The organism is Paenibacillus sp. FSL H8-0259 (assembly GCF_037963255.1).
GTDB lineage: Bacteria > Bacillota > Bacilli > Paenibacillales > Paenibacillaceae > Paenibacillus_AQ > Paenibacillus_AQ phytohabitans.
Map to the genome: position 1 here is coordinate 1,064,752 of NZ_CP150147.1, position 22,698 is coordinate 1,087,449.

The following is a 22,698-nucleotide window of genomic DNA, read 5'->3' on the forward strand; positions in this document are numbered from 1 at the left end:
GGTAGAAGGGGGAACAGGATATGGCGGTAAGTAAAACTGAGGATCTGGAAGCACAATGGTATGCGGAGATGGAGAATAAGGCCAAAGGGCTGGATGAAGAAACATCGGGTCTTGCGTCTGTCGTTATTGGACTCAGCCGTTTGAATTATTATGGAGGCCAGGAGGACGAGAGCAAGGCGTGCATGGAACAGCTCAGGACACTGGCCGGCGGCAGGACAGAAGGATTCTATGAACCGCTGCTGACGGCTGTCAGGAAGCTGTTCAGCCCGTATACCGCAGAAGTGATGACTTACATAGTGGAGCATTGTACGGAGTATCCGTACAGCAGGGGATACGTGCGCAGACCTTACCGTACCCGTAATCTTGAGCTGCACAGCGCACAAATTCTGAGCAAACTGAGCTCGCTGATCTTCATGGAGCGGCAGGGTTTCGTCCTTGGAGAGTATCTGCGCAAAAAGGACAACGATACGGATTACAATGTGAGTTACCGCTTCAGGCTGGTCTTAAGCGATGTCATTGCCTATGAGCTGGACCGTGAGGACAGCAGCGGTATGCTGGACGACCTCAAGGAAATGGTCTACGGCGATAACCAGGCAGCGGTGCTGAGCTACGAGGTGATCAAGGGCGTATTCATGAGTCACCGGAAGGAAGCTGTGGTGATGCTGGGCGAGCTGCTGCTGGCTGCCAAGCTGCAGGAGGGGCTGCGCCAATCGCTGGTGGAACGGATGGATGAAGGAACTCTGGATAACAATCTGTACGTGCTGAAGCTGATTCTGGACAATGATTTCATCCGCTACAGCTCTGTCGTGCGCGCGCTGGGCGTGTGGACGGGCATGGGGCTGGAAGCCCAGAATCAACGGGTGGCCAAGAGCCTGATTGAAGGCGCATACCTGGTGCTGCAGGATGAAGCGGTGCGGGCAGCATGGCTGGAGGATGCGAACGCCCATCATGTCTACCTGAGCCTGTGGGCAACAGCTGTGCATGAGGAAGAGGATCTCTATGGACGGATTGGGGTTCTGATGGCCGGAGGGCAGCTCTATCAGAAGATTGTGGCCCAGTATGTGCTGGCGAACAGCCAGAACAGCGAGCTCCGGCTGGAGAGCGCCCGGCAATCTCTGGAGGAGCAGGACCTGGAGCTGCAATACTGGGTTCTAAGCAACTATAGCTACGGCTACAGCAGGCTGTGGAGACCGGACAAGAACGGGCCCAAGCTGGAGCTGCAGCGTTCACCGCAGCTGGGGGAGAAGGCGGCACGAGAGCGGGATTTCACTGCCCTCAAAGCGATGTTCCTGCGCACTCCCCATCGTGAATTAACCGGGGAATCCAAAGTGCTGGATTTCGTCCAGGTGAACTACACCCCGGAGCTTCCGGTGCGCAAAATGCTGTACCTGACCGCGTATGATATGGACAGCGCCTGGATTGCCGAGCTGATTGCACTCAAGGATGAGTTCTCGCCGGATCTGCGCGGCGAGCTGCTGGCCAGCTTCATTAGCGACCCGCTGAATCCGGTGCAGCGTGAATTCGTGTTCGCCAGCCTTGGCGATAAAAGCATGAAGAACCGTGAGCTGGCCCTGGAGCAGGCCAAGGAATGGACACTGTATGCTGAGGAACTGGTGCAGGCCGAGGCGCTGCTGAAGCTGAAGACCGGATCGCTGCGCCAGAACGTGACCCGGCTACTGCTCAGCCAGCCGGATTCGGCGCTTGAAGGCAGCATCCAGCGGCTGCTGCAGGAGAAGAACAGCCTGCAGCGCCTGGCCGCGCTGGAGATGGTGACGGTGCTCTTCGAGGATGAGCAGCGCAGCAGCCTGTATGAGGCGGTGCGTCCACAGGTGGAAGCGATTGCCGAGCCTGCGGCGAAGGAACGGGAGCTGATCGCGAAGCTTAGCCGCAGGAATGAATATACGGCGGCGAGCGGGTTCGGGCTGTTCAACCCGGGGGAGACGGAAGCATGGCTGACCGGGGGGCCGCAGCCCGGAGAATTCAGCTGGGATAAGGTGTTCTCCCTGCCGCTGGAGGAGATCAGGACCTTCCTGCACGGGCTGGATGAGCAGATTCATGGACAGCGGGACACGGAATATGTCAGCGAATATTATTCCGGCCAGAAGGAGACGCTGCTGGTCGGTGCGGTGCTGCGCACACTGAAATGGACTATGGCTAAGGACAGGGACAAATCGGCTTCTCAACTGGAGGAGTATCCGCTCCATGAGCTCTGGTCCGCCTATCTCCAGCAGAGCGGCTGGAATCCAAAGATGCTGCTGGAGCTGAACTTTTACAACCAGCTTGATGATCTGGATGGAACGATGGAGAGCTATTACCGGTACTACAGAGGCTCTATGGATTATAGGGAGCTGAAAAAACATAAGCTGCTGGAGGGCTGGAGAGCGGAATTCACGGAGCAGGTATATCCGCTGCAGACCATCAGGGATGTAGCAGAGCTGTTTGAAGGGCTGCGGTACGGCAATCAGGTGAAGACTCTGATCGGTGCCTTCTATGCAGACAGTGATAAACAGGATAACTTCAGCCTGGCCGCCGGGGCGCTGAATGCGCTGATGGCAGCGATGCCGGAGGATAAGCTGGAAAGTGAGGCGGCGCTGCTGAATGTGCTGGCCCAGCCATGGCTGAGGATGATGCGGGACCGGGCGGACGGGCCGGAGGATTTCAAGGAGCTGTTCAGATCCTTGTATGTCTTCGACCGGATGAACCCGGAGGATGCCGGCACCAGGCTGGAGCTGTACGATTATCTGAAGGCTTACGAAACGGGATTAACCGGTGAAGGTGAATTGTACAAGGAGCTGCTTGCCGGCCATGACAACCGCCATCACATGCGCACCCTAACCGGCCGGAATGTGGAGTGGATTGACGACAGTGAGCGGGTTGCCGGAATCCGCACCGTATTGATTGACCGTCTGCTGGAAATCGAGCTGGCCCGCGGGGAGCTGCCGACCGAGGTAACCCCGCTGGTGATGGGGCTGCAGCGGATCCAGGGAATGGAGTATTTCATCCGTATTCTGGCGGGGCTCGACAAGGAGACCTTCATCCGGGGTTATGTATATGGCTACGGCGACAGTATCACGAAGAAGGAATCATTCAGCCATCTGCTTAAGGTTAGCCATCCCCGGGAGGGTGAAGACTCTGCACTCCTGCGGACGCTGCTGAAGGATTCCGGTATCACGGAGAAGCGGCTGCTGGAAGCCGCCATGTATGCGCCGCAGTGGATTGAGATTATCTCCGGCTATCTGGATTGGGAAGGCATCCGCAGTGCCGCGTGGTATTTCCACGCCCATATCAACGAGAGCTTCTCGGCGGAGAAGGAGACGGTGGTGGCGCATTACTCGCCGATTACCCCGCAGGACTTCAATGACGGCGCTTTTGATATGAACTGGTTCCAGTCGGCGTATCAGACGCTTGGACAGAAGCGGTTCGATCTGCTCTATGACTCTGCGAAGTATATCTCCGCGGGTGCGAACCACCGGCGCTCCCAGCTGTTCGCTGATGCCACCCTTGGCAAGCTGAAGCTGGAGGAAATGAAGCAGTCTGTGGAACAAAAGCGTAACAAAGACCATCTGCTCAGCTACAGCCTGATTCCGCTCCGTAAGGACCGGGAGCAGGATATCCGGGAGCGCTATGAGCTGATCCAGCGCTTCCTCGCGGAGAGCAAGAAATTCGGCGCGCAGCGGCGGGCGAGCGAGGGGCTGGCGGCACGGATTGCCCTTGGCAATCTGGCCCGCAATGCCGGATATGCCGATGTCACCCGGCTGATGTGGGATATCGAAGCCCGCAAGCTGGATGAGCTGAAGCCATACTTCGAGCCGCACGCGCTGGATACCGACACCTTCGCCCAGCTGGTCATTGATGAGCAGGGTCAGAGCGAGCTTGTCATTACCAGCAAAGGCAAGGTGCTGAAATCGGTGCCTGCCCGCCTGAAGAAGGATGCCTATATCGAGGCGCTGAAGGAAACGCGGAGCGAGCTGACGGCCCAGTTCCGCCGGGCGCGCCTGGAGCTGGAGCGCTCGATGGAATCAGGCAGCAGCTTCACGCTGCAGGAGATTACCGGGCTCAGCCGGAATCCTATTCTGGCGCCGCTGCTGCGTGGTCTTGTCCTGAAGAGCGGCAGCGCACTGGGTTACTTCGCGGCCGTTCCGCCTGCGCTGGAGAATCCTTCCGGAGCGCAAACTGCTCTTACGGATAAGGATGAGCTATTCATCGCCCATCCGCTTGATCTGTATAACAGCGGGCAGTGGAGCCTGTACCAGAAGGATCTGTTCGACCGGCAGCTCAGCCAGCCGTTCAAGCAGATCTTCCGGGAGCTGTATCTGCCGAATGTGGATGAACTGGCGAATGGCGGCGTATCCCGCCGCTATGCCGGCCATCAGGTGCAGCCGCGCAAGACGGTTGCACTGCTGAGAGAACGGCAGTGGACGGTCAGCTATGAAGAAGGGCTGCAGAAGGTATTCTATGGCGAGAATCTGATTGCACGGCTCTACGCCATGGCGGACTGGTTCTCCCCGGCGGATACGGAAGCACCAACGCTGGAGACGGTCGAGTTCTTCGACCGGACTACGTATAAGAACGTCATGCTGGATAAGGTGCCGCCCCGCCTGTTCTCCGAGGTGATGCGCGATGTGGATCTGGTAGTGAGCGTAGCGCATGTGGGAGGCGTCGATCCGGAGGCCAGCCTGACGACTATAGAGATGCGCCGGGTGATCGTCAGTGAGTCCCTGCGTCTGCTGAAGATCGGCAACGTCCGCGTGGACGGCAGCTATGCCCGGATTACCGGGACGCTGGGCGAATATGCAGTGCATCTGGGCAGCGGCATGAGCTATAAGCAGGCCAGCGGGGCGCTGCATATTATCCCGGTCCATTCGCAGCACCGCGGCCGGCTGTTCCTGCCGTTCCTGGACGAAGATCCGCGCACGGCGGAGATTCTCTCCAAGGTCGTGCTGCTGGCTGAGGATACGAAGATTAAAGACCCTGAGATTCTGGCGCAGCTGAAAGCTTAAGCAGCTGAGTAGGGGGTGAGTCGTGCGGCTGAGCCTATGCTTCAGCTGTAGAGAACCTATAGCAGGTATGCAAAAAGCACCGGCGCTGAAACAGAGCGCCGGTGCTTTTTACTATAGTGTAAATTGAACAATACCAAAAACGCGGATAACTCCGAAGAAGCGGCTAAAGAAGCCGGGAGCAGCATTGGCAAGGGCTTGACTGCGGATGTGGCTGTGGCTGTGGCTGTGAATGCGGGTGTAGCCGGATATAGTTGGATATTGTCCACTTGCTTATGAACGGAGGGACCCTTGCCGGGCAACAGTTGGATAATCAGCACTTAATAGGCTGCAAATAGATCAGAGCAGGGGAAATGCATGAAATTAAATGACGTTTCTCCAACTAATACCCCCGACTCCCTCAAAACACCCAAATTAAGATACGTTTATCCAATTAAAAATGCTGGGGGGATGCTCCCTGTGACCACCATTTTATAAAACTGCTAATTTTAATGGGAAAGTAACAGGGAACGGTGTTAGCCCCCGGAGAAGGCCTATCGCCGTTCCCTGACATTCGCAGCTTACTGTTTGTTTTTCAGAAACTCGGTCCACTGGGCAGTGATCTCAGCCTCTACCTTCTCGATGCCTGAGGCTTTGAGCTTGGCGATATAGTCGGGAAGGACTTTGTCCGGATCAACCGCACCGGTCTCCAGGGCAGCTTCAAACTCATTTTTGACGGCGTTGATGTTGGCGGCCTCTGCCTTGATCTTATCCTCGCTGTACTGGAAGCCGTTGCTGGCAGGCACGATTGCATTGTTGTTCAGCTCGATGGTCTTCTCCCAGGTATCTGCGGCCTGGCCCGGCTTCAGATAAGCATTGAACTGGTTACCGAACACCCAGTCGCCGTTAGGCGCATAGCCGGAATTCTCAATCGGAGCGATGTTCTGCTCGTCGACCTTGGTGTAATGCGTGCCTTCGATACCGTTACAGATCAGGTTATAGAGATATTGGTCGGTGTTGAGCAGATTGATCAGCATCAGGGCACGTTCAGGATTCTTGGAGTTCTTGTTGATGACCTGAATGGCGCTGGCAATCCCGGTGAAATAGCTGTCAGAGATCGGAGCGTATACGACATCATTGCCGCCGTTAATCGCTTTCTCACCAATCTCTCCGCCCGGCTTCGAGGTGAATTCAATCGCTACAGCCACATTGCCTTTGCTCTTGAGATCATTGATATTCTGCAGCACAGGCGCATCCTGGTTGATGTACCCTGCCTTGTACCAGGCGTTCATCGTCTGGAAATATTCTTTCTTGTTCTCCAGCTGTGTAATCTTGGAGATGAACTTCATCTCCGGATCGTCTTTCTTATAGAATACGGAAGAGCCGTCGGCGCCGACTTCAGTGCGGTCAATGTAGATGCCGTTGGAATTCTGGGCGAGACCGAGCGGTATGATGCCTTTTTCATTGTCCTTCAGTGTCTTGAGGAACGGCTCAATGTCTTTGTACGATTGAATAGACGCGAGATCAAGATTGTATTTGTCGGCAAAACGCTTCTGGATCACCAGACTCTTCTGCTTGGCTGCGATCTGATAGATCGGGAAGCCGTAGACTTTGCCGTCGGCGGCTTTCATGTCCGGCCAGAATTTGTCGGGAATATTGGCGCGGGCTTCGGGTGCATAGCTGCTGATCATCTCATCTGTAATTTCCAGATAAGCGCCCCGGTCAATATAAGGCTGATAGTTGCCGAGCCAGCCCTTGGAGCTGAAGGCAATATCGAAGTCTTCCTGGGCGGCGAGCATGGCATTCAGCTTTGGCTCATATTCGTCAAAGGTCAGCGGTTTGAGCTCGACGGTGGCGTTGATTTTGTCCTTGATGTATTTATTAATCTCATCGTTCACCAGCTGCTGGTCTTTGCCCGGGTCAGCGGCTACCGGATAAATGAAGGTCAGCTTAACCTCAGGAAGCTCGGTGGCGGCAGGTGTGGAAGCGGGATCGGTGCCGCTTGTGGCGGACGGTTCGGTTGTGGCATTGCCTGTGGCTGCTGCGCCGTTGTCTCCATTATTATTGCTGTTGCCGCAAGCCGCGAGAACCGACAGACACAGCAGGAGTACACACAGCAGCACAGCGGTGGATTTCGTGTGTTTGATCATTCATGAACCCTCCATTATTTTAGAATAGAAGCTATTCTTTCAGGGAGCCTACCGTAATGCCTTTGACAAAGTACTTCTGGAAAAAAGGGAAGATCAGCAGCATCGGACCGCTGGCTACAATAGCCATCGCCATCCGCACCGACAAGGTCGGAAAGCTCGCATACTTCAGCTTATCCGAGACCTCCGCCATCGGCGAGTTGGCCAGGAAGTCGGCCTGGGACAGGATGCGTACGAGCAATAGCTGCAGCGGAATGAACTTGTCATTGTCGATGAAGAGCAGGGCATTGAACCATTCATTCCAGTAGCCGAAGGAAATCAGCAGTCCCAGCGTAGCCAGAGCAGGCGTGGACAGCGGCAGGATAATCTGGAAGAAAATCCGGAACTCCCGGGCGCCGTCAACCTTGGCCGACTCGATGATTTCCTTGGAGATTTTGTCCAGGAAGCCTTTCATGATCATAATGTTGAAGGGGCTTAGCAGACCCGGAATGATCAGCGCAGCCAGTGTGTTCTTCAGATGCAGATACTGGGTCATCAGGATATAGAACGGAATCAGTCCGCCGTTGAACAGCATGGTGAAGAAGACGAAGAAGGTCAGCTGGCGGTTGTAGCGGAAATCTCTGCGGCTGAGCGGATAAGCCATCATGGCCGTCAGCAGGAGCGAGAGCACGGTGCCGATTACAGTAATCAGTATCGTTACCCCGTAACCGCGCAGCAGGGTAGTGGGCTTCTCAAACACAATCCGGTAAGCCTCGAAGCTCCACGCCTTGGGCAGAAGGTTATATCCGAACTGGCTCAGCGCATCTTCCGATGTCAGCGAGATGGAGATGACCAGCAGGAACGGAAGAGCGATCATCAGGCAGACTATGATAAAAAATACATTGATGCCGAAGTTAGACGGTGCGGATCTGGCTGTGTTCATGTTCATGTGTGTGCTCCTCCTGTTCAGAAAAGTGCGCTGTCATCGTCGATTTTGCGGACGACATAGTTGGCGGTGACGACAGTGATCAGTCCGACTACCGATTGCAGGAAGCCGACGGCTGCCGCGGAGTTGATATCCCCCAGCTTGGTCAGTGCCCGGTAGACGTACGTATCAATAATGTCGGTGGTCGGGAAGTTCGGCCCTACGTTGTTCGGCAGGAAATAGTGCAGGCCGAAATCGCCGCGGATAATATTGCCGAGCCCCAGGATGAACAGAATAATGATCAGCGGCCTGATCAGGGGCAGCGTAATTCTGCGCATCATCTGTACACGGGTCGCCCCGTCCAGCGTGGCAGCTTCATAGTAATCCGGGTTAATGCCGGTCATGCCTGCATAATAGATCAGGGTAGAGAAGCCGATGCCTTTCCAGAGCGAGACCAGCGGGAGAATGAAGATCCAGGGGGTCGTCTCCAGATACCAGTTATGCGGGTCGACGCCCACATAGCCGAGCAGCGTATTGAGATATCCGTTCTGGAAGTCGAAGAAAGCGTTACCAATATAACCGACAATAACCATCGAGATGAAAAAAGGCAGGAACATCGTCGTCTGGTAGACCTTGACCAACCGGCCTGACAGCTCATTCAGCAGCAGTGCGAGCAGCAGGGCGGAGACCGTCCCCAGGATAATATAAGAAAAATTGTACAGCAGCGTATTGCGGATAATGCGGAAGGCGTCCTGCGCCTTGAAGAGGAATTCGAAATTCTGCAATCCTACCCATTTACTTCCGAAGATCCCCTCGTCATATCTGAAAAACTTGAATGCCAGAATCAGACCCACCATTGGAAAGTACGCGATCACCAGCTTGAATAGTATTCCGGGCAAGGCGAGCAGCAGCAGTTCGCGGTTCTTGCGCAGATGCCTGAATTCGCTTATCACCCATCGTAGAACAGCGGGCTGCCTGCGGCCTGTGTTCCCCGGAAGTGTGCTTAGTTCGGCCGGCTCAGGCTTTCCCATCTTCATCTCCTCCTCCGTTCTGTTATGAATCCATCATGCCATGGAGGGAAGAGGGAGGATACAATGTCATGTTCGAAAAGCTGTGCAGCGGGAGTATACAATATGAGAATTCCTGTGTATTCTTGGAATCGGCACGTTCAGGACAGTGATTTCTTAAGCCGGTAATCCTTCGGAGTGGTGCCGAACCGGGTCTTGAACAGCCGGAAAAAGTAACTCTGATTGGCATAGCCGCATTTATCCATAATCTCTGAAATCGTATAATCGCTCTGCAGCAGCAGCTCCTGTGCATGCCGCAGCCGGATATCGTTGATATATTCGGTAATGGATACGCCGCAGCTGTCCTTGAAGAGCTTGCCGAGATAGGCGGAGGTCAGCTTGACGTTCGCTGCAATGGACTGCTGGCTCAGATTAAGGTCGTTGAACTTCTGTTCAATGACCTCTTTGACAGTGCCGATAATCAGCTCATTACGTTCAGGACTGGCCGGCCGCTGGCCTTCACAGATGGTGGCACACAGCGACAGAAGAGCTACGTAAATCTCCTCCAGCGTCTCATGCGCCTGGGGAATCCGGTGAATCTGGTCGATGTCGAGGGGCAGGGAGCCTACCCGGTTGCCGGCAATTTCCGCCGCTGTATTCTGCACCACCCAAGCCAGGTCGGCAACGACACGCCGCATCTCTTCATACTGGAATGTGGCGAGGAGCGAGAAGGCTTTCTCCAGTTCGCTGCCTGCGGCCGTGAGCTGGCCTTTCTTCAGCGCCTCCGACAGCTTGCGTTCAATATCCGGCGGCAGGGTCTTGCGTTTATTTCCGAGATTCTCCCGGACATCCTCCGGCAGGATGATCGATTTGTATCCCGAAGCGAAGGTATACAGAGATAATTGATAGGCCTGGTAGTAAGCAGCGGAGAGCTGCGGAAGCTGGGAGATTACGCTGCTGATTCCCCCGGACAACGACAGGCCGTAATACTGGCCGATCGTATCCTGAATCTCCCGGATGAGCGGCTTCGTGCCGGCAAAATCAGATGTGCTGCCGGTAGCTGATACAATTAGCACGATATGGTCGCCCTGAAGATCTACAGCTTCGCAGGGGTAAGCACGGGACATAATCTCCTGGGCGATATTGACCAGGGCGAAGCTGTGCAGCTTCTTGGAAGAAGGCGGCGTCGCCAGGTCATAAGCGGCATAACGTTCGATGCGCAGCACACATACGAGCAGGGATTCCCGGGCGGAGATCTGCAGCCCGTGCTTCTCAATCAGCAGCTGCATGTCATTATGGGAGAAGATCCGGCTGTCCGTCAGGAACTTGCGGATGTAATATTTGTTCACGATCTGCTCGGAGCTGATCTCCTGCAGCTTCTCCTGCATGCGCTGATAATGCCCGCTCATGAGATCCAGCTCGTTACCGTATGGTTCATCCGCCTGCTGCGGATCTGCGGACAGCGGGCGCATCCGCCGCAGCATATTCTCAATCGGGTCATAGAGCTTGTAGGAGAGCCAGACGGATACGGCAATCGACAGCAGCAGGAAGCCGCCGGTAATCAGCAGCGATTTCGTGCGGGCATCGGTCACATCCTTCATGACGGAGGCATACGGCTGGATATACAGGATCGTCCAGTCGCCGATGCCTTCCATATAGGTGATGATGCTTTTGCTGTTGCCGGTATTGCCGGTGACTGAACCGGAGCCTGCGCCGGTCATGGCCTTATCCTGCCGGATCAGCTCGGTTATACCGTCCAGGTCCGGTTGATTACTCTGCGCGAGGTTCTCGCCGGACAGCAGCTGTCCGCCGGAAGTCTGGATATAGATTTGGCCTTGGGCTCTTGTGCCTGCATCATTCAGTTTGGCGAGGCTGTCGAAGACCCAGCCGGATTTAATATAGAGAATGAGCGCAGAACGGTCGCCGGTAAAGGGGATATAGGCATCGGTTACGATGAAGGCGAAGGCATCGATTCCACCGTCCGTCCGCTCCAGGCTCACCGGGATCAGCCGTGAGGTCGGATGCGGCTGCGCCGAATGCAGCAGCCACTCTGTCATCCGTTCTTTGGTGACACCGCCGTCGACCAGAAAGTTGCTGGTCGAGCCGTACAGCTCGTTGCTTGAAGCGTTGTAGACGGCAATGGAGTGCAGGAACGATGAGCTTTTCATCAGATTGGCCATTTCACGGTAGCCGCGGATATAATCCATTTGAGGCAGGGGTTTCGAGAACAGCAGCGGGATCAGCAGATTATCGTTATAAGCGAAGGTGGAGAGGTGGGTAATAATTTCATTCATGGAGGAGAGATTATATTGGGTCTGTGTCAGCACCTTAAGGTTGGAATTCTCCTGCACATTCTTGATCGAACGTTCCAGCACATAGGTATTTACAACGGCTAAGCCGGTCAGAATCAGGGCCATGGCAAGCATGATGGAGAACATGACGGATTGGAAGTATTTTTTCGATTTATAAAATGAGAACGGTTTCATAAATCCAGCCCCTTCGGCGCAGACATAGTTGTGAGAGTAGGTATGATATAGTTTTAAACATATTTGCCTAGAGGTGCAAGGCTTTTGTCAGACGCCTGGATGATATTCTGTAAAATTAAAGCTTTTGGCGTTTTATACAGTGTGTAAAACATGCTTTTTGATAAAATGAACAGTTTCTCCCCCTGTAGAAGGCATGGCAAGATAAGGAGGAGATGTCCCGGCTCACATTCAGTCTGCCCTGCCGGAAGCATCGGATCATGCGGAAAGCCGGAAGCCAGTCTTGCAGCCGATTCAGAATTGAAGGGGAGGGATTTATGAAGATGACAAGCAAGCTGAAACACGCCTCAAAACTGAAAGTGCGGATACTCTGTATTCTTGGTGCTGTATCGCTTCTCCTGCCAGCCGTGCCGGCAAATCCGGCGTTTGCCGCAACAGTGAATGTAACCGCTTACGGTGCGAACGGCGGGGATACCGCAGACGACAAGGCGGCGTTCCAAAGTGCTGTAGATGCAGCGGTCAGCGGAGACACTGTGCTCATTCCGGCGGGAACCTACTATCTGTCAGGAACCGTCAACAGCAAATCCGGCGTCAAAATTGCCGGGGCCAGCCGGGATTCGGTAATTATCAAGTTCACTCCCGGCGCCACGGCCGCAACCTTCTTCTACCTGCATAATGCGCTGAATGCTGAAGTATCGGACATGACCCTCGACGGAGGCAACAACACCGCAGCCCAGTCTGCCGTTACTTCCGAAGACAGCGACGGCAACAAGATGCGTAATTTGCGGGTCAAGGATTTCGTCGCATCGAGCGGTTTCGGACCTTTTGCGCTATATGCTGTAAGATCGACCCATATTGAGATTTCGGGCAATACAATCACCAACACCGGTGTGAATTCCGACTGGGGAGGTGGGGTACGGGCCGGCTGGGGCTCCAGCTATGCGCTGATTGAGAATAATACGATTGCGGATACGGGCCGGGGCGGGATTTTTGTGAATGATGACAGTCCTTACGCTATCGTCCGCGGCAACACCATCACCGGCACCGGTAAAAAAATGGAGGGCCTCGGCATCGAGCTGCACACCAACGTCGACTATTCGCTGATTGAGAACAACAACGTCGATCACTGGATCAGCGCCGTCCGCTCGAAGTATATTGCGGTGCGCAACAATGTAGTTAAGGCAACGGACGGCTCAGTCGGCCACATGGGGCTGGAGGTTATGGTTGACCATGGTGTCACCTCGGGCAATCTCGTAGACGGGGGACAGCAGGTGGGCATGCAGCAGTCGCCGGGTACGGGCTATCAGCTGTGGAACTACAACACGGTGCAGAACATCGTGATGTGGGGTATGCAGCTTCAGGGTGCCGGCACCGGACAAACCGAGCAGTATCAGTACTTTTACAAGAATATCTGGAAAAATGGACCGGCCGGCAACCCTGCCGCCGCTTATCCGGGGTATGACGGCAATGCCGTGCGGATTCACGGGGATACGCGGAACATTACTTTTGACAGCAACCAGATTCTGAATAACGGCCGGAAGGCTATTGAGATTACGACAGCTTCCGGGGTGGACCGGATCAGCTTTGTTAATAACACCATTACTGGAAACAGTGGACCATCCATTGACCAGTATCCGTCAGCGGCTGCTGATCTGGAGTGGAGCGGCAATACCGTCAGCGGCAACGGTACGAATACGCAGCTTACCAGCCGGGGCTTCAGTGATCCGAAGCCGGTAGCCAATTTCACCGCACCGCTGACCGTTCAGCTCGGCCAGCCCGTCACATTCACCAATACGTCCACAGACAACGGCAGTATTGTGGAGAATCTGTGGGATCTGGGTGAAGGCATTCCGGTTACCACGGTGAGTCCAACCTATACGTACCAGAAGGCAGGCACCTATAAGGTCATACTTGGTGTCTGGGATAATGGCGGCCGGGCCAGTGTGAAGGAGCAGACGGTGACCGTATACGCTGGTCCGCCGGATACTACAGCGCCTACCGCACCCGGCAGCTTAAGCTCGCCTTCCAAAACAGATACCACAGTCAATCTGACCTGGTCGGCATCCACCGACAATGTGGGGGTATATGGCTATACGATCTATAAAAATGGTGTAAGCACTGGAACTACAGTAGGTGCAGGGGCAACCTCTTATACGGTAACCGGGCTTACAGCGAATACAGCCTACAGCTTCACGGTGAAGGCCAGTGATGCGGCGGGCAATCTGTCGGCGGCAAGCAATGCGCTGAGTGTAACGACAAATGGTCCGGATACGGTGGCGCCGAGTGCTCCGGCGAATCTCGCTTCACCGGCCAAGACGGACATCAGTGTCAGTCTTACCTGGAGCGGATCAACCGATAATATTGGAGTCACGGGCTACAATGTCTATAAGGGGGGCGTACTGGCCGGGTCGACCACGGGAGCACTCAGCTTTGAGGTGACGGGTCTTGCGGCAAGCACCGCCTACAGCTTCACTGTCAAGGCGAAGGATGCAGCAGGCAACCTGTCGGCCGCGAGCAATACACTAAGCGTAACGACGCTGGTATCCTCGGCTAACTGGGTTCCTTGTGCCGGTGAGAACAATCCTTGTAACTTCACAGGCACCAAGCAGGTGCGCTTCGGGGCGAACAACAGCTACGCCTACGGCACCTACACCAATACCGTCATGTGCTCGACGAATGCCTTCGGCACCGATCCGGCCGTGGGTTTCTACAAGACCTGTGATGTGAACCAGGGTGGAGGCAGCAACCCGACACCGACACCAACACCGACACCGACAATGACGCCAACACCAACGCCGACACCGACGGCAACGCCAACGGTAGCACCGACACCAACGGCGACAGCGACACCGACGCCAACGGTAGCACCGACACCAACACCAACGGCGACGCCAACAGTAACACCAACACCGACGCCTGGTGGTTTGACTCAGGTCGGGACGATTACCCGTGAATACTGGACCAATGTTACGGGAGGCTCAGTTTCAGCCATCCCGGTAGGGACGACACCAACCGGGGTTACGGCCTTGACGAGTTTTACAAGTCCGTCGAACTGGGCCAACAGCTACGGGGAACGCGTAAGAGGATATATTGTGCCGACGGTTACAGGTGTTTATCAGTTTGCCATTGCCGGAGATAATGACTGTGAGCTCTGGCTCAGCACGACTAACAGTGCGGCCAATAAGGTCCTGATCGCCAACGTAGCCGGCTGGACGCCAGCGGGAAATTGGACCTACCAGCCTTCGCAGAAGTCCGGCCAGATTACATTGACCGCAGGACAGCGCTATTACGTAGAGGCGCTGCACAAGGAAGATCAGGGCGATGACTCCCTGTCCGTAGCCTGGACCGTTCCGGGTGGCGGATCAACGTTCACGGTCATTGACGGGGCGCATCTGGCTCCAATTCAGTAAGGTAAGCAGGATACAGCTATAAGTTACGGAGGCTTTCGCAGGGCTAAAGGCGGCCCCGCGAAAGCCTCTTTGCTGCGGAAATGAATAGTAAATCTCATAAAGTACAGTATGAATGCGGGTAATTGCCATATTGAACAGTAGCGCCGGAGGTGGATTAGATTGCATGCTGGAGACAGGAGCTGAGGCGGTATATCAGGCTTTCGGAGAAGCTATATATCCGTGTGAATATGGGTGAAGAAGGGAAGATGAGCGATGAAGGAAATGATCTCAGCAGAACAGCAAACAGACAGTGAATTGCAGCTATATGTAGACCCGCACAGCGGGAATGATTCCGGCAGCGGAAGCCGGGAAGAACCGTACCGCACAATTCCCGCCGCGCAGAGTGCGGTGCGCGATGCCCTAGCCGGAGGGCACACAGGGCAGATAACAGTCTTCCTCGGGGGCGGTATCTACGAGCTTGGCGAGCCGCTGCGCTTCGGGTGCGGGGATGCAGGGGGTACCTGCTGCCGTGTACTCTACCGCAATGCTGAGGGAGAGAAGCCGGTTCTCGCGGGAGGCGCCGTGCTCTCCGGCTGGGAACTGTGGCAGGACGGCATCTGGCGTACAACGCTGCCGCAGGGAACCCGGTTCCAGACGCTATATGCAGGCGGGGAACGGGTAGTGAAAGCCCGTCTCCCGGCGGCGGGGTATTACGAATCCGCCGCCTCGGTTGAGGGAAGAGAGCATGACGGAATCATTGCCCGGAAAGGGGATGTGCCGGAGCAGCTGGATACGGCGGGACTGCAGATGTTTGTGTGGCCGGGGGAAGGGGAGTGGAACTGGGCCTCGGAGACAATTCCGGTGCGGCGGATCGATCACTCTTCCGGCTGGATTGAGCTTGCGCGGCCCACCATCTGGGGAATTGGCGCAGGCTCACGCTTTTTCCTGCAGGGCTCGCTGTCGTTCCTGCGTGTACCCGGCCAATTTCATCTGGATGAGGCAGAGGCTATGCTGTATTACCGGCCCAAGCGCGGCACTCCGCTGGAGGAGCAGGTTATCGCCCCGTCTGTCCTGCGGCTGCTTGAAATTCAAGGGGAAGATGATTCCCGGCGGGTATCCGGTCTGGCCTTCCAGGGTCTGACTCTGGCCTGCACTGATTTCTATGAAGACTATAAGATGATGCGCAGTGAGCCGGGCATGGATAATGTTGAACCGGATGAACAACGTAACGGAGTGGTCTATATCCGCAATGCGGAGGAAATTGAAATCTCGGATTGCCATATCCGTGAATCCGGCGCCTGCGGCTTCTTCCTAGACCGCAGCGCCGAACGGATTGTGCTGGACGGAAACATTATACAGACCGTTGGACACACGGCCATTTACGCCTCAGGTTATGCCCCGGGGGAAGGCAGCTTCCGTGAAGTGGAGGATGCCAATCAGAATAAAGGACACCGGATTACGAACAACCGGATTAGCCATGGCGGAGAGCTTGTCGGCCATGGAAGCGGAATTGTCCTGTATCAGTGCGGGGACTGCGAGGTCGCGCATAACCGCATCTCACATATGCCCCGCTACGGGATATCCCTCAAAGGACAACGTCATCAGCAGTTGCCGGAATCTCTATGGGGTGTAGCCGTGACGCGGGAGAACCATTGGGATTTCCTCTTTACCCGGGCCAACCGGATCAGCTATAACGATATCTCGGAGGTGATGACCGATAGCCAGGACGGGGGGCTGATCGAATCCTGGGGAATCGGCCGCCGGAACGTCATCCATGGCAACCGGCTGCATCACAGCGGTATCTATTTCTCCTTCGGCTTCGGCATTTATCTGGATGATGCCTCCGATGATGTGACTGTGACACATAATGTGCTTGATCATCTCTACAGCACTGGTGAGGGAAAGCTATGGATGACGATTTTCTCCAAAGGCGTCGGCAATGTCATCCGCAACAATCTGATGGCGGATAATCCCCAGGCGGTCAACGCTATAGGCTCGCAGGAGATGGTAGGGGAAGCGAACCGGGATATTACGGTCGAAGGAAATATCATCTCTAATTCAGGTCATCTGTACTGCTTCGTCAACTGGAGTCCGGAGCGGTTCCGGGCTGCTGACCGCAACCTGTTCTGGCGCGGTGGGGCCGTCCCCCGGATCACCGGCGAGCTTCCGGCAGAGTCTTTCGGCCCCAATAGTGTATGGGGCGAAGAATACACATGGGAAGCCTGGCGTGCTGTACTGGACGGCAAATATGATGCCGGTACCGTCTTGGCCGATCCCGCTTTCGTTGATGGTCCGGCAGGGGACTACCGGCTGCTGCCTTCTTCGCCGGCTTATGCCTTAGGCTGGGAGGATATCGATTTCTCGCAGTTTGGCCCGCGTGACAGAGCTTCAGAAGCAGGTTTGGCGGAGAGAGAAGAGAGGGGGGCGGCAGATGCAGATGCAGATGCAGATGCAGAAGAAGCTTGAGCTGCTGCTTGAAGAAGCCGGAGCGAAGCTGGCTTTCGCTTCGCACACCTTCGAGGAGGCCGAGCCGCTTATGGAATATCACACTGGCTGGGCGGCAGACGCAGGGGATGCAGGAGATGCAGGAAATGCCGGAGAAGCTGGACAGACCCTTCTGCCTGCCGGAGAAGCAGCGGCTTGGGAGATTACGCTTGGCTGCACCGAGATAGGCGGCAGCAGTGATGGAGCCAGGCTCGAAGTGAACTGGTTCCACCGGGGACAGTCGCTGCAAACCGCAGCGGAGGTCCGCTTTGAATTTGCTGCCTGGGACCGCACCAATTATGTGCTTGTTCCCGGCGCTATATATAACGGTAACCGCTTCGATGTGCGCAGCTTCAGCTATCCGCCCTGCTGGAGCAAGCTGCCGGAGCACGGCCCGGATACTCCGGCGCTGATTACCGATGTGCCGCGGCTGTCCGTAGGGCCCGGCCCTTCGGCCTTCCACCTGCTGGCCGGGGACGCAGCTACACCGGCGGTGGGAGTATATGATCCGGTCCGCAGACAGGGAATCCTGATTCTAACCTGCCAACAGACCGGCTGCGGGGAGACCTCGATTCATGTGCAGGAAGCGGAGGACAGAGGCTCTGCTGTTATATCCTTCCGTGCTCCGGGCGTACGGCCGCGGATCAAATACGACATGTGTACCACCGGAGCCCCTTCCCCGGATAGAGGGGCGGACTTCGGGGAAGGCGATAAGCTCAGCCTGAGCTTTGAGGTATACAGCTTCCCTTGCGGCAGTGTAGACGGATTGTTCGCCAGATTCGCCGGGGTGCGCAAGTCGCTGGCGGGAATTCCGGCGCTGTCCTCCAGCCTGCCGTTCTCGGCGGCATGGGCCATTCAGGAGCAGAAATATAACGAACTGAACTGGAAGGAGCCGTACGGCTATTACGCCGTAGGCACCGTGGATATGAAGCATCAGGACTGGCAGCTGGGCTGGGTCGGGGGCGGGATGTCCAGCTATGCGCTGCTGCTTGCGGGCGGCGAAGAATCGGTCCGCAGAGCCGGCCGGACCCTTGATTTCATCTTCGGCGGGCAGACGGAGGCCGGATTCTTCCCCGGTGTATTCTATAACGGCCGCTACTACGGCGATGAGTTCAATGAAGATCCGCAGCGCGATCATCCGGAGCAATGGCATATTGTGCGCAAGAGCGCAGATGCGCTGTACTTTCTGGTGAAGCATCTCATGGCGATGAACACACTGCATCCGAATGAGCCTGTACCGGAGCGCTGGCTTGAGGGCACGCGGCGGCTTGCCGATGGCTTCCTCCGCTTATGGGGCCGGTATGGCCAGTTCGGCCAATGGGTGCAGGCGGATACCGGAGAGCTGCTGGTCGGCGGTTCTGCCGGAGGTGCGATGGCGGTTGCCGGACTGGCGCTGTTCGGCCAACACCTGAATGAAGAGGTGTATCTGGCGGCGGCGCAGGCAGCCGGGGATTATTATTACCGCCAGTATACCCGGGAGGGTGTGACCACGGGCGGGCCCGGAGAGATTCTGCAGTGTCCGGACAGCGAGTCGGCCTTCGCCCTGCTGGAAGCGTTCATCGCCCTCTACGAAACGACAGGGGAGGAGAAGTGGCTGCAGCGGGCAGAGGAAGCGGCCCGGCAGGCGATCTCGTGGTGTGTGTCGTATAATTTTGTTTTTCCGCAAGGCTCGACCTTCGGACGGCTGGGGATTGAAACGGCAGGCTCGGTCATTGCCAATGTGCAGAATAAGCACAGCGCTCCGGGCATCTGCACCCTGTCTGGCGATTCGCTTCTGAAGCTGTTCCGGGCCACCGGTAATCCGCTGTATATGGAGCAGCTCAGGGATACTGCGCATCAGCTTCCGCAATATCTCTCCCGCCAGGACAGACCTGTCATGGGCTGGGACGGGAAGGAGCTGCTGCCCGGTTATATGAGCGAAAGGGTGAATATGAGCGACTGGGAGGGCACGGAGCTGATCGGGGAAGTGCTGCCGCTCTCCTGCTGGTGTGAGGTCTCGAATATGCTGACCTATGCGGAGGTTCCGGGCATCTATGTGCAGCCCGACACAGGGCTGCTGTGGATATTTGATCATGTGGAATGTTCACTGGAGCAGGAGGAGGGGAGGCTGGTTCTCACTGTTGCCAACACCACTAATTATCCGGCTGAGGTGTCCATATTCGCAGAGCTGTCGACCGCAGCGGGAGTTCCGCTCGGGCAATGCGCTTCAGCCGATTGGCCGCGCATTACCTTAGAGCCCGGCGCTGTCCGCAGGGTTCCGCTGGCTTTTCACTGAAACCAAATCGCAGTCTGAGATCGGAGAGCAATTCGCACATTGTACAGTAGATAGCCCCATCCGCTATATGTCATGCTGGTTACAGGCAGCATAATGCATCTTAGTAGAGGGGGGACTGCTGATGTGGCAAGCTTACAGGTCCAGGAAGTACCTGCTGCGCATTATAGGCTCTGTAACACTGCTGATGGTGGCTGTTCTCGCCGGTTCTTCGCTGCTCCTGCAGTATAATGCGGAACGCAGCGCGATCCGGATGCAGCAGGAGGTCAGCCGCAAGGCTATGAAGCAGATTCAAATCAACCTGTCCTATATGTCAGGGGTAATGAATAATCTGGCTGTCTCCCTGTACATGGACCCTAATATTGTACCGCTGCTGAATTTGCGCGATCCTGATGAAATGCTGGTGATCCGTTCGATGAATTCGCTGAAGCAGGCCTACCTCTCCTCTTCGTTCCTGCATTCGATCCTTGTCTATAACGGTTATGACGACCGGACCTATACCGTAGGGGAGCTCAGTCTGAACAAACCGGATGCCCCGATGAGCGGGGAGATTGCCCTGCTGGTGAAGAATAAGCAGAAGCTTCCGCGGATGAAGCTGATTCCGATGAATTTCAGCGGAGCAGACCAGCCCGTTGATTTCTTTTCGCTGGTGATGTATCAGAATTTCACGGACACCGGCACCAGTAAGGAGAGTGCGCTTGTCGTCAATATCAAGCCCGAATGGCTCTATGAGAATCTGCGCTCGTTCAATGACTTCGCTATTCCTGAGCAATCGGGCGTCTATCTGCTGGATGAGGCAGGCAAGCTGCTGCTCTCGGGTAACCCGGAGCTGCTGCCTAGTCAGGGGGAGCTGATCCGGGCGCTGGGCGGGCATACGCCGGGGGATGCCGAAGCATTCGGCACCTTGTCCGGCAGGTTCGGCGGCAGCACCAGACTGCTGGTCAACTATCTGAATATGCAGGGGACGAACTGGAAGGTCGTCAGTGTGCAGCCGTATGAAATTATCCTTCAGCCTATACGGGAGCTGCGCGGCACCTTTCTGTCCGTCATTATTGCCGTTCTGCTGCTGGCTGTGGTTCTGGCTACCCTTGTAGCACACAAGCTCTATAAGCCTATTGGACGTCTGATAGGCCAGCTGGGGATGCAGCCGGGAGGGAAGGCGGCGGCTGGTAAGGCCACGGGGCAGAATATGGAGAAGGGTAAGGAGAAAGATAAAGATAAGGATGAATTATCGGCCGTGGCCAGCCTCTTCAGCACAATGGCCCAGCAGCTGCGAAGCGTCTCAGACGAGCAGGGCAAACAGCGGCATATTATTACAAGCTATTACCTCCGAACCCTTCTCTCCGGTGGCAAGGCGTTGTCCGCGAAGGAATTCGAGGATAATATCAGGCAGAACGGCCTGCAAATCAACCGCAGCGGCCCTTACCGGGTAGTCCTGATTCAGGTGGACGGATATTCCGGGTTCAGCAGCAGGACCAGCCATAATGAACGCAGCCTGTATTATTTTGCTATCCGCAATATTGCAGAGGAGATCCTGCGTCCGGGACATTATCTCTGCGAGCTGGCAGATATGCGCAGCAGTCATCTGGCCCTGCTGATCAGCCGGGCAGAAGGCAGCAATAGTGAAACCGAAGATGAGGAAGCGCTGCATGAGCTGTTCCGTAACATCCAGCAGGTGGTCAGCAGCTATTACCAGCTGTCACTGACCCTGACGGCCAGTGAATCCTGCGGCAGCCATGAACAGATTCCGGACCGTTATGCGGCGGCTGTTCAATATTCGATGTATAAGCTGGTATACGGCCGGCAAAGCATCATTACGAAGGAGCGAGTGGACGGCAATCTCCGGCAGCAGGAGTATAGCTTCCCGGCGGAGCTGGAGAAGAGGCTGGGTGAGAGTATCCGTACCGGTCATCTGCCTGCCATGGAGCAGGCCATCGGGCATATGCTGGCTCCGCTGGGGCATTGCCATTATGATGCCATTGTTCACAGCCTGCTGCATATCACGGGAATTATCAAAACCTCCGTTAAGGAGATTAACCATAACCGTGTTATTCCGCTGAATGTGGAGCTGAGCACGCTCAGCCGTCAGGTGCTGGAGCAGGAGACGCTGCAGGAGACCGCTGAATTATTCGGCAGGGTATGCCGGGATATCCATGATCAGCTGGACCAGACGGGCAGCGGCAAGAATGCGGCTCTGATGGACGCGATTAAGGAAATCATTGAGATGAATTATAAAGAGCCGAACCTCAGCCTGCAGGGAATCGCCGCTATGCTGCATATGACACCGGCCTACGTCGGCAGAATGTTCAAGCAGAGCGAAGAGGTATCGGTGAGCGAGTATCTGAACGATATCCGCCTTCAGCATGCCCAGACTTATCTGGAGACGAAGAATATCAGCATCAAGCAGATTATGGAGCTCGTCGGATACGTCAATGAGAGTACATTTTTCAAATTGTTCAAAAAAGCCTTCGGCGTTACCCCCAAGGAATACCGCCTGAAGCGGTCGCTGGAATAGGCTTCATATTTCCCTTGCGGAATCCCGGTTAGCGCTGTGCCTCCTGCAGAACGGACCGGGCTTTTTGCTGTCTGGAGAGGATATTCCGGTGCCCATCCAGAATAGTAAATGTAAAAAGGAGGGAATTGATGTGACAGCTAAAGAATTGCTGGCAGACCATATCTGCGATCTCGAGGAGCAGCTGCTGAGCAATGAAGTGCGTACGAATCCTGAAGCGGTGGCGCTGCTGATCGCAGATGATTACACTGAATTCGGAAGTTCAGGCAGGGTATGGCGGAAGCACGATCAGGTTGGCGAAGGGGGAGCAGGTGAGGTACGGATGACCTTGAGTAACTTCGAACTCCATACGTTGTCTGAGGAGGCTGTCCTTGCGACCTACCGGACCTTCAATGAAGATTCCGGCATTCACTGCCTGCGCAGCTCGGTCTGGAGGTTGCTTGAGGGACGCTGGCAGATGTTTTTTCATCAGGGGACGCCTGTGAAGGATTAACATGCTTAAGTAGAAAATTACAACAGGAGGA

General features: G+C 55.6%; 10 protein-coding genes. 6 read left to right on the forward strand and 4 right to left on the reverse strand.

The window, feature by feature from the left end:
* The first annotated feature begins 20 nt into the window (after positions 1-20).
* A complete protein-coding gene (locus NSU01_RS04620; RefSeq protein ID WP_076247278.1) occupies positions 21-5,000 on the forward strand; it encodes a DUF4132 domain-containing protein in 4,980 nt (1,659 codons plus the stop codon).
* 557 nt (positions 5,001-5,557) lie between these two features.
* Here the strand turns inward: NSU01_RS04620 and NSU01_RS04625 are convergent.
* The 4 genes from NSU01_RS04625 to NSU01_RS04640 form a co-directional block, all read right to left on the reverse strand.
* A complete protein-coding gene (locus NSU01_RS04625) occupies positions 5,558-7,126 on the reverse strand; it encodes an ABC transporter substrate-binding protein (protein WP_052421670.1) in 1,569 nt (522 codons plus the stop codon).
* A 31-nt stretch (positions 7,127-7,157) separates the two neighbouring features.
* Complete coding sequence (locus NSU01_RS04630; protein ID WP_256704002.1) at positions 7,158-8,051, reverse strand: carbohydrate ABC transporter permease; 894 nt, start codon at positions 8,049-8,051, stop codon at positions 7,158-7,160.
* Between the two features lie 17 nt (positions 8,052-8,068).
* Positions 8,069-9,058: an ABC transporter permease subunit gene (locus NSU01_RS04635; RefSeq protein ID WP_076247276.1), complete on the reverse strand. Its 990-nt coding sequence runs from the start codon at positions 9,056-9,058 to the stop codon at positions 8,069-8,071.
* Positions 9,059-9,195: 137 nt separating this feature from the next.
* On the reverse strand, positions 9,196-11,520 hold the full coding sequence (locus tag NSU01_RS04640; RefSeq protein ID WP_076247274.1) for a helix-turn-helix domain-containing protein: 2,325 nt from the start codon (positions 11,518-11,520) through the stop codon (positions 9,196-9,198).
* 314 nt (positions 11,521-11,834) lie between these two features.
* Between NSU01_RS04640 and NSU01_RS04645 the strand changes: the two genes are divergently transcribed.
* The 5 genes from NSU01_RS04645 (at position 11,835) to NSU01_RS04665 (ending at position 22,667) form a co-directional block, all read left to right on the forward strand.
* Positions 11,835-14,927: a right-handed parallel beta-helix repeat-containing protein gene (locus NSU01_RS04645; RefSeq protein ID WP_179093600.1), complete on the forward strand. Its 3,093-nt coding sequence runs from the start codon at positions 11,835-11,837 to the stop codon at positions 14,925-14,927.
* Positions 14,928-15,179: 252 nt separating this feature from the next.
* Positions 15,180-17,372, forward strand: coding sequence for a right-handed parallel beta-helix repeat-containing protein (locus NSU01_RS04650; RefSeq protein WP_076247272.1), 2,193 nt, complete (start codon positions 15,180-15,182; stop codon positions 17,370-17,372).
* A complete protein-coding gene (locus tag NSU01_RS04655) occupies positions 17,338-19,665 on the forward strand; it encodes an AGE family epimerase/isomerase (RefSeq protein ID WP_076247270.1) in 2,328 nt (775 codons plus the stop codon). Before NSU01_RS04650 ends, NSU01_RS04655 begins: the two co-directional genes overlap by 35 nt.
* Positions 19,666-19,786: 121 nt before the next feature.
* Entirely contained in the window at positions 19,787-22,177 is a 2,391-nt protein-coding gene (locus NSU01_RS04660; protein ID WP_076247267.1) for a helix-turn-helix domain-containing protein, read from the forward strand.
* Positions 22,178-22,307: 130 nt separating this feature from the next.
* A complete protein-coding gene (locus NSU01_RS04665; protein WP_076247264.1) occupies positions 22,308-22,667 on the forward strand; it encodes a DUF4440 domain-containing protein in 360 nt (119 codons plus the stop codon).
* The last annotated feature ends 31 nt before the right edge of the window (positions 22,668-22,698 follow it).

Bases quoted from the DNA above. Each gene is read 5' to 3' on its own strand.
- NSU01_RS04620 (WP_076247278.1), top strand. From the start codon at position 21: ATGGCGGTAAGTAAAACTGAGGATCTGGAAGCACAATGGTATGCGGAG.
- NSU01_RS04625 (WP_052421670.1), bottom strand. From the start codon at position 7,126: ATGATCAAACACACGAAATCCACCGCTGTGCTGCTGTGTGTACTCCTG.
- NSU01_RS04630 (WP_256704002.1), bottom strand. From the start codon at position 8,051: ATGAACATGAACACAGCCAGATCCGCACCGTCTAACTTCGGCATCAAT.
- NSU01_RS04635 (WP_076247276.1), bottom strand. From the start codon at position 9,058: ATGGGAAAGCCTGAGCCGGCCGAACTAAGCACACTTCCGGGGAACACA.
- NSU01_RS04640 (WP_076247274.1), bottom strand. From the start codon at position 11,520: ATGAAACCGTTCTCATTTTATAAATCGAAAAAATACTTCCAATCCGTC.
- NSU01_RS04645 (WP_179093600.1), top strand. From the start codon at position 11,835: ATGAAGATGACAAGCAAGCTGAAACACGCCTCAAAACTGAAAGTGCGG.
- NSU01_RS04650 (WP_076247272.1), top strand. From the start codon at position 15,180: ATGAAGGAAATGATCTCAGCAGAACAGCAAACAGACAGTGAATTGCAG.
- NSU01_RS04655 (WP_076247270.1), top strand. From the start codon at position 17,338: ATGCAGATGCAGATGCAGATGCAGAAGAAGCTTGAGCTGCTGCTTGAA.
- NSU01_RS04660 (WP_076247267.1), top strand. From the start codon at position 19,787: ATGTGGCAAGCTTACAGGTCCAGGAAGTACCTGCTGCGCATTATAGGC.